The sequence below is a fragment of the Helicobacter apodemus genome (assembly GCF_000765745.2).
Lineage (GTDB): Bacteria > Campylobacterota > Campylobacteria > Campylobacterales > Helicobacteraceae > Helicobacter_D > Helicobacter_D apodemus.
In genome coordinates, this window is record NZ_JRPC02000036.1 from 1 (window position 1) to 8,924 (window position 8,924).

An 8,924-nucleotide genomic window follows, 5' to 3' on the forward strand; every position below is an offset into this window, starting at 1 on the left:
GAGATTTAGGCATTTTTATTATGTATTTGTCATAAACTATTTTTAACATTCCTAGTATAGCATAAAATTTAAACTTTATTAAATAATATTAGGATTATTTAACTTTTTTAAAGGGGGTGTTTATTGGCTTCTAGCAAGGCTTTTTTGTGCGATTTGGGTGATTTCATCCCATTGTTTGTTGATAATTAGTTCTTTAGGGGTTAGCCAAGAGCCTCCTACACAGGCTACATTTTTTAATGTTAAGTATTCTTTGATATTGTTTAAATTTATACCCCCTGTTGGACAAAATTTTACACTACTAAAAGGAGCCAAGAAAGACTTTAGCGTTTGTATTCCTCCTGAAGATTCTGCGGGAAAAAACTTGAGATTTTTAAGGTCAAATTCAAGGGCTAACATTAGCTCACCTGCGGTAGTAACTCCTGGGATTAGGGGTAAATCTATGGCTTTAGCTTCTTTAGCAAAAATGGCATTTAAGCCCGGACTTATGGCGAATTTAGCTCCTGCATTTTTAGCTTGTTCTAGCATTTTAGCATTTAGGATAGTTCCTGCCCCTACTATAATATCTGGCATTTCTTGGGATATAAGGTTTATTGCTTCTAGTGCTTCTTTGGTACGTAGTGTGATTTCTAGAATCTTTATGCCTCCTTTGGCTAAGGCTTGTGCTAAATCAATGCTTGTTTTTAAATCATCAATGGTAATGACTGGAATAATTTTACTAATTTCTAAAACTTCTCTTGCTTGCATTTATTGTCCTTATTTAAAATATCCGCCAAAACTCATAGCACCTGTTTCTGCATTTGAGCTTTGTTCTCTAAAACCTGCGAAAAGTTCTCTACCATAACCAAAAGTTTCTTTTTTGTCAAATTTGCTTGGTTTGCGGTTTTTCCATTCTTGTTCGTCTATTAGAGCTTCTAATCTGCCATTTTTGGCATCAAGGATTAGCATATCGCCATCTTGGATTTTCGCTATATTTCCATTAAGCAAAGCTTCTGGGCTTATATGGATAGCTGCTGGGACCTTGCCTGAAGCTCCGGACATTCTCCCATCTGTGATAAGGGCTACTTTGAAGCCTTGATCTTGTAAGACTCCTAAAGAAGGTGTAAGCTTATGAAGCTCTGGCATACCATTTGCCCTTGCTCCTTGATAAGGTAAAACGGCGATGAAGTCTTTTTGTAATTCTTTGTTTTGGAATCTTTGTAAAAATTCTTGTTGGGAGTGAAAGACTATAGCAGGAGCTTGGATTATTTGGTGCTCTTCTTTAATGGCGGAGGTTTTTATCACTGCTCTGCCTATGTTTCCACGCAAGATTTTCACTCCCCCATCTTGAGAAAAGGGATTTTTTATGCTTCTTAATATGCTTTCCTCTTGGCTTGTTTTTGTCCCCTCTTGGTAATGTAGTTTGCCATTAATTAGGAATGGCTCTTTGGTATAATCCCGCATTCCTCTCCCCATAATCGTCTCTACATCCTCATATAAAAGCCCATTTTCTAAAAGCTCATTAATGATAAAGGCTAATCCTCCTGCGGCTTGGAATTGATTGACATCGGCTTTGCCATTAGGATATACCCTTGCTAGAAGTGGAGTGATACTTGAGAGTGCATCAAAATCATCCCAATTGATAATGATTCCTGCTGCTCTGGCTATGGCTACTAGGTGTATGGTGTGGTTTGTTGAGCCCCCTGTTGCCATTAGCCCAATAATGGCATTAATAATGTTTTTTTCACTAAGTAGTTCTCCTATGGGTTTAACCTGATGTTGTGCCATATGGGCTGCGGCTTGTTTAACTAAAGCTTCTCTTAAGGGGGTGTTTGGATTAATAAAAGCAGAATTTGGTAAATGCAACCCCATAAACTCCATTAGCATTTGGTTAGAATTTGCGGTGCCATAAAAGGTGCAAGTGCCTACATCGTGGTAGGATTTCATTTCGCTTTCAAGCAGTTTATCGCGTGAAATTTCCCCAGCGGCAAAAAGTTGTCGCATTTTGGATTTTTCATCATTTGAGATTCCACTTGTCATTGGACCTGATGGGATAAAAATACTAGGTAAATGCCCAAAACTTAAAGCACCTATTAAAAGCCCCGGGACAATCTTATCACATACCCCAAGATAAAAAGCTCCATCAAAGACATTGTGTGAGAGTGCTATGGCTACACTCATTGCGATTACATCGCGTGAGAATAGACTAAGCTCCATACCCTCATAACCTTGCGTAATGCCATCACACATTGCTGGGGTGCCACCTGCTAATTGACCAAAGGCACGATTCTTAAAGAGCTCTTGTTTGAGTATATCGGGGTAGTTTTTAAAGGGTTGGTGTGCGGAGAGCATATCATTATAAGCTGAAATGATGGCAAAATTGGATTCTTTATTTTCTTTGATTTTTTCTTTCATATAATTGGGTATGCTAGCATAGGCGTGAGCTAAGTTCGCACAGCCTAAGTCTTTTCTTTGGATTTTTCCTTTATGGTTTGTAATGCGTTCTAAGTAAGCCTCTCTTGTGGGCTTGCTTCGCTCTATAATGTTTTTTGTGATTTGTTCTAATTGCTTATTTATCATCTTTTTCCTTAAAGGGGGACGGAATTAATTTTATTAATTTATTAGTAATTATGTTAATTTTAGGTAAAAATTCTAAAATAATAGCTTTAAAATATGTTAATTTTAGTATTAAAGTTTTGTGAGAATCTATATTGATATTGTTAAGGAAGGTTATGCAAGGTTTTGATTTTATTTTATTTGGAGCTACTGGGGATTTAGCGATGAGAAAGATTTTTCCATCACTTTATCAAGCCCATATTGATGGTTTTTTGCCCTCTATTGGAAGAATCCTTGCTACAAGTAGAAGTGCATTTAACACGGAGCAATTTATAGAGGAGTTAAGTAGCAAATCTAAAATACATATTAAAAACTGCGTTGATAAAAAATGGGAAGAATTTACTCATGGCATTTGTTATTTAAGTATCAATTTAAATGATGAAAAAGACTTTATTGCTTTAAAAGAAAGGATTGGCGATAAAAGTCAAAATATTGTTATTTATTTTTCTATTTCCCCAGAATTTTTTATGCAAGCTTGTAAAAATTTAGCCTTAGTTGGGCTTAATAGAGATAATGTAAAGATTATTCTTGAGAAGCCTTTAGGTATGGATTTGCACTCCTGTCAAGTTATTAATAATGAAATTGCTAAATACTATGATGAGAAGCAGATTTATAGAATCGATCATTATTTGGGAAAAGAGAGTATTCAAAATCTTTTAATTCTACGAGCTTTTAATCCTATTTTTGCTTCTTTGTGGAATAGAAAACATATTGATTATGTGGAAATTAGTGTTTTTGAAACTTTGGGTGTTGAAAGTAGAGGAGAATTTTATGATAATACGGGTGCGTTGCGGGATATGGTGCAAAATCATATCTTGCAAATCCTCTCTTTGGTGGCTATGAAAATCCCTCCTAATCTTGATGCGGAATCTATAAGAAAGGCAAAACTTGAGCTTTTAAAAGCTCTAAAGCCTTTAGGTGATGAGAATATAGCAAAAGATGTTATTAGAGCACAGTATATAAAATCGGGTAATTTTAAGGCGTATTTGGCAGAAGATAATATTAAAGAAAATAGTCAAACTGAAACTTTTGTCGCTATAAAGGCAGAGATTTTGGATGATAATTGGAGGGGAGTTCCCTTTTATATTAGGACGGGAAAAAGAATGGCGGATTCTTTTGCACAAATTGTTATTCAATTTAAAAATAAAGAAAGTTTAAAGCCTCATTCTAATAAACTTATTATTCATTTGCAACCTGATAATCAAATTTCTTTGAATTTGAGTGTCAAAAAGAATGGAAAAACAATGAAATGTGAAGAGAAAGATTTGATTTTAAATCTCAATAATACTTTTATTATGCAACCCTATGAAAGATTGATTTTAGATGCCATTGAGGGTAATCAAGCGTCTTTTAATCATAAAGAAGAGCTTGAAGTAGCTTGGGCTTGGGTAGATCCTATTTTGGAGAATTGGCGGGAGCATAAAACTCCTTTATACTTTTATCCTGCAGGAAGTTTGGGTCCTAAAGAATCTTTTGAGCTTATTAAAAAAGATGGGTATGAATGGCACAATTTTTAATGGGTAAAGTTGGAATATATTTAGGGGATTTTTAAATGGAATGGTTTTTTCTTAACTTATTTTATGGGTATAGTTGCGTTAGGTTTTATTTTTTCCTAATTAGGAATTGAGGGAATAAAGATTGATGTTTCAGTTATATGAGTTTGCATCTACAAAAGAATGTAATAGGGCTTTAGTTAGGGATATTGTTGGGCTTATAAATAAATCTTTATTGGATAAAGATAAGGTTAGTTTAGCCTTTTCAGGAGGAAAATCCCCTATTGCATTTTTAGAAATGTTAAGCAAAGAAAATTGCGATTGGAAAAAGTGCAATATTTCTTTAGTGGATGAAAGGATTGTAGATTTAAATAATGAAGATAGTAATGCTGGTTTGATTAGGACTCATCTTTTACAAAACCATGCTAAGGATTCTCATTTTACGCCATTTTTTGAAAACCCTCATCTTACTTTAGAAGAATTAGTTAAAAACGCTAATGCTTCTTACCAACAGCCTGATATTGCTATTCTTGGAATGGGACTTGATGGGCATACAGCCTCTCTTTTTCCTGAAGCGGATGAATTTCAAATGGCTTTAGAGAGTCCTTATAATATCGTTTTAATAAGCCCTAAAAATGCACCTTATAAAAGGCTTTCTATGTCTTTATCTGCATTAAAGAAATGTAAGAAATTATTTTTGTGTATCGCTACACAAGAAAAGTTTTTAGTCTTTAACAAAGCGATTAAAGGCTTAAACCCCAAAATCCCCATTTCTTATATACTTCACTCAAGAGAGGTAATGTGCGATGTCTATTTCTCAAAATAAAACTTACCCAAGGCTTTTAGCTGATATTGGAGGCACGAATGCTAGATTTGCCCTAGAAACAGAGAATGAGCAAATTCAAAATATAGAAGTTCTTGCCTGCAATGATTATAATACGATTGTTGATGCGGTGAAGGCTTATTTAAGTAAAATTGGTAATCCTATTATTAAATTTGGTGCTTTTGCTATTGCTAATCCTGTTGTAGGGGATTGGGTGCAAATGACTAATCATCATTGGGCGTTTTCCATAGAGACTACTAGACAGGTTTTAAATTTAGAGGTATTGATACTTATTAATGACTTTACCGCACAAGCTTATGCTATTACCAAAATGTCCCATTCAGAGTTTTTGCAAGTGGGCGGAACTTCTTGTGCATTGTATGCACCCAAAGCGGTTTTGGGTCCTGGCACAGGGCTTGGGGTAAGTGCACTTATGCCTTGCCGTAAGGGCGAATATATGGCTTTAGCAGGAGAGGGAGGGCATGTTAGTTTTGCTCCTTTTGATGATACAGAATTAATGGTTTGGCAGTATGCAAGGAAAAAATATGGACATGTCTCTGTTGAACGCTTTTTAAGTGGCTCTGGGCTTGTTTTAATCTATGAGGCTTTAGCGGATATAGAGGGGGTTAAGGATGGGCAAATGAGTTCTGGACTTATTAGTGAGCAAGCTTTAAGCGGCAAATGTCCCCTATGCCGTTTGACTTTGGATATATTTTGTGCAATGTTAGGCACGGTTTCTTCAAATGTGGCTTTAACTTTAGGGGCTAGAGGTGGGGTCTATCTTTGTGGGGGCATTATACCCCGATTTATTGAGTATTTTAAAACTTCACCTTTTAGAATGCGTTTTGAGGATAAAGGGAGATTTAATGCTTATTTAGCTGCGATTCCTGTTTATGTTGTTTTGGCAAAATATCCTGGTATTAGTGGGATTGCAGTCGCTTTGGAAAATCATTTAAGAGATTGTAATATGGAGACATAGAAAGGCTGGTAGTGAAATCTTTAACGCATTTAGAATCTTATAAAGCATTACATCGTCATTTTATGGCTATGAAAGATGTGCATATGAGAGACTTGTTTAAAGAAAATGGTGTTAGAGGGATTGAATACTTTTTGCAAATTGGGGATTTAAAACTTGATTATTCTAAGAATCGTATTACTAATGATACTTTGAATCTTTTATTTGATTTAGCTAGAGAATGTGATTTAAAAGCAAAAATTACCGCTATGTTTGAGGGTGAAAAAATCAATACGACAGAAAATAGGGCGGTTTTACACACGGCTTTAAGGAATAGGGCTAATTCCTCTGTTAAAGTTGATGGCATAGATGTTATGCCTAATGTGCGGGAAGTTTTGCAAAAAATGCAAAAATTCTCTGATTCTTTAAGGGTGGGTTCTTGGCTAGGCTATACTAAGCAGATTATCACAGATGTTGTCAATATAGGCATAGGTGGTTCAGATCTTGGGGCATTAATGGTGTGTAAGGCTTTGAAAAACTTTGGACATCCAAGGCTTAATATGCATTTTGTCTCTAATGTAGATGGGATTGAATTACAAGGAGTTTTGCAAAAAATTCATCCCGAGACTACTTTATTTATAGTAGCTTCTAAAACCTTTTCTACTCAAGAAACTTTGACAAATGCTTTTACAGCTAGAAAATGGTTTTTAGACTATGCTTTAAATGAGAAATATATAGCTAAACATTTTGTTGCTGTTTCAACGAATAAAGAAGCAGTTAGAGAGTTTGGCATAGATTTAGAAAATATGTTTGAATTTTGGAATTGGGTTGGAGGTCGTTATAGTCTTTGGTCAGCGATTGGTTTGCCTATTATGATTTATTTGGGTAAAGAAAACTTTTTATCTTTGCTTGAAGGGGCATATTTAATGGATAAGCATTTTTGTAATGCACCTTTTGAAAAAAATATGCCAGTTATTATGGCTTTGGTGGGGATTTGGTATATTAATTTTTTTGGTGCGGGTAGCCATATTATTGCACCTTATGATTCTGTATTAAGGTATTTGCCTAAATTTATACAACAGCTTGATATGGAAAGTAATGGCAAACAGGTTAGAAAAGATGGTAAAAGGATTGATTATGATACAGGACCTATTATTTGGGGTGATACAGGCATTAATGCACAACATGCTTTTTTTCAGCTTTTGCACCAAGGGACGCATTTAAGCCCTATTGACTTAATCGCATCTTTGAGTAAAAGGGGCAGTTTGCCAGAACATCACGAAATTTTGCTTAGCAATGTTTTTGCTCAAGCGGAGGCTTTTATGTGTGGAAAAACCCTTGAGGAAGCTCAAGCAGAAATGTTTAATGAGGGTTTTAGTGAGGATGAAATTCAAAGACTTGCTCCTCATAGAGTTTTTTCAGGTAATAGACCTAGTAATATTCTCTTGTTAGATGAAATTTGTCCGCGAAGTATAGGTTCTTTGGTGGCTTTATATGAGCATAAGATTTTTGTTCAGGGCATAATTTGGGATATTAATAGTTTTGATCAATGGGGAGTGGAGCTTGGAAAAGAGTTGGCTAAGACTATTTTATCTGAATTAAAAGGAGGAAAAATACAAGAACATGATAGCTCTACGAAGCATTTAATACAAATTTATAGACAATTTAATTTAAATTAAAAGGAAAAAATATGCAAACTAAATCAAATGCTTTTGCTTTAGCAACGCTTGCTACCTTGTTCTTTGTTGTAGGGTTTATTACGGTTTTAAATGATATTTTAATTCCTCATTTAAAGGTTATTTTTGACCTTACTTATTTTGAAGCTGCTTTAATACAATTTTGCTTCTTTGGTGCTTACTTTATAGTGGGTGGGGTTTTTGGAAAACTTTTGGAGAAGATTGGTTATCCTCTTGGTGTTATTTTAGGATTCTTGCTTGCAGCTTTGGGTTGCATTTTGTTTTATCCAGCTGCTTTTACAGCTTCTTATCCCATATTTTTAGGTGCTTTATTTATTTTAGCAAGTGGAATTGTTTTATTGCAAGCTGCGGGTAATCCTTTTGCAACCTTATTAGCACCGGGCAATGAGGCGACAGCCTTAACTTTGGTGCAAGCCTTTAATTCTTTAGGGACGACTCTAGGACCATTATTTGGCTCTATATTCATACTTGCAGATGTTACTAAATATGCAACTAAGATTGAGGAGGCACAATCTGTGCAAGTTCCTTATTTAGGGATAGCAGGTGTTTTGATACTTTTAGCGGTTGTTGTTTATCTTTTAAAGCTTCCTGATGTAAGGGAGAGGGCTAAAAAAGTTAGTAATGAGAATCGCGATGGAAAAACTAGCATATTTGAGTATTCGCATCTTGTTTTGGGGGCTGGGGCTATATTTTTCTATGTTGGAGCAGAAGTTAGTATAGGATCGTTTTTAATTTTAATAATGAAAGATGTAATGGGAATCGAAGAAAAAGTAGGGGCTACATACATAGCTTATTATTGGGGTGCTGCTATGGTGGGGAGGTTTGTAGGAAGTTTTATAATGACACAAATTGCACCTAATGAATGTTTAGCCTTTAATGCCATAATGAGCATTGTTTTAATCATAATAGCTATTGCTTTTGGGTTAAGTATTGATTTTGAAGATAGGGAAAATATTGCAGGGAAAATTATGATGGTTGCTTTACTTGCCATAGGATTATTTAACTCCATAATGTTTCCAACGATCTTTTCTTTGGCGACTAAAAATTTAGGTAAATTCACAAGTCAAGCTTCGGGGATAATTTGTATGGCTATAGTAGGAGGAGCTCTTATTCCTCCAGCTCAAGGACTAATGGCTGATTATTTTGGTTTATTAATCTCCTACCTAATCCCTGTATTATGCTACATTTATATTTTATTTTTTGCTCTTAAAGGATATCAGGCAAAATAAAACTTACCAAAATGAAATTTTCATTTTGGTAGCTCCTTCCCTTTCATCTTCTATTAAGCTTCCTATTGTATAATTTCACTTCCATTTTTTAAAACACCATCTTTGTATTTTCAAACTTTGTCTTTAAAAAATGAT

Annotated in this window: 7 protein-coding genes; 5 read left to right on the plus strand and 2 right to left on the minus strand. The window is 34.9% G+C overall.

All coding sequences use genetic code 11. The features are described 5' to 3' along the window. Window positions 1–120: 120 nt before the first annotated feature. Both LS72_RS09755 and edd read right to left on the minus strand, forming a co-directional pair. Window positions 121–744: a bifunctional 4-hydroxy-2-oxoglutarate aldolase/2-dehydro-3-deoxy-phosphogluconate aldolase gene (locus LS72_RS09755; protein ID WP_034554791.1), complete on the minus strand. Its 624-nt coding sequence runs from the start codon at window positions 742–744 to the stop codon at window positions 121–123. Between the two features lie 9 nt (window positions 745–753). Further along, window positions 754–2,556, minus strand: a complete 1,803-nt coding sequence (gene edd / locus LS72_RS09760) for a phosphogluconate dehydratase (protein WP_034554792.1) — start codon at window positions 2,554–2,556, stop codon at window positions 754–756. Window positions 2,557–2,708: 152 nt separating this feature from the next. On the opposite strand from edd, the gene zwf reads away from it, so the two are divergent. From zwf to LS72_RS09785, 5 genes are all read left to right on the plus strand, one after another. After that, window positions 2,709–4,109: a glucose-6-phosphate dehydrogenase gene (gene zwf, locus LS72_RS09765; protein ID WP_034554793.1), complete on the plus strand. Its 1,401-nt coding sequence runs from the start codon at window positions 2,709–2,711 to the stop codon at window positions 4,107–4,109. Between the two features lie 124 nt (window positions 4,110–4,233). After that, on the plus strand, window positions 4,234–4,911 hold the full coding sequence (pgl, locus tag LS72_RS09770) for a 6-phosphogluconolactonase (protein ID WP_238700798.1): 678 nt from the start codon (window positions 4,234–4,236) through the stop codon (window positions 4,909–4,911). Next, window positions 4,898–5,887 (plus strand): glucokinase, encoded by a 990-nt coding sequence (locus tag LS72_RS09775; RefSeq protein WP_034554797.1) that lies wholly within the window; start codon window positions 4,898–4,900, stop codon window positions 5,885–5,887. The genes pgl and LS72_RS09775 overlap by 14 nt, the downstream gene beginning before the upstream one ends. 62 nt (window positions 5,888–5,949) lie before the next feature. Beyond that, window positions 5,950–7,542: a glucose-6-phosphate isomerase gene (gene pgi, locus LS72_RS09780; protein WP_238700799.1), complete on the plus strand. Its 1,593-nt coding sequence runs from the start codon at window positions 5,950–5,952 to the stop codon at window positions 7,540–7,542. 11 nt (window positions 7,543–7,553) lie between these two features. Continuing rightward, window positions 7,554–8,789 carry a sugar MFS transporter gene (locus LS72_RS09785; RefSeq protein ID WP_034555283.1) on the plus strand — a complete coding sequence of 412 codons (1,236 nt, stop codon included), beginning with the start codon at window positions 7,554–7,556 and terminating at the stop codon, window positions 8,787–8,789. The last annotated feature ends 135 nt before the right edge of the window (window positions 8,790–8,924 follow it).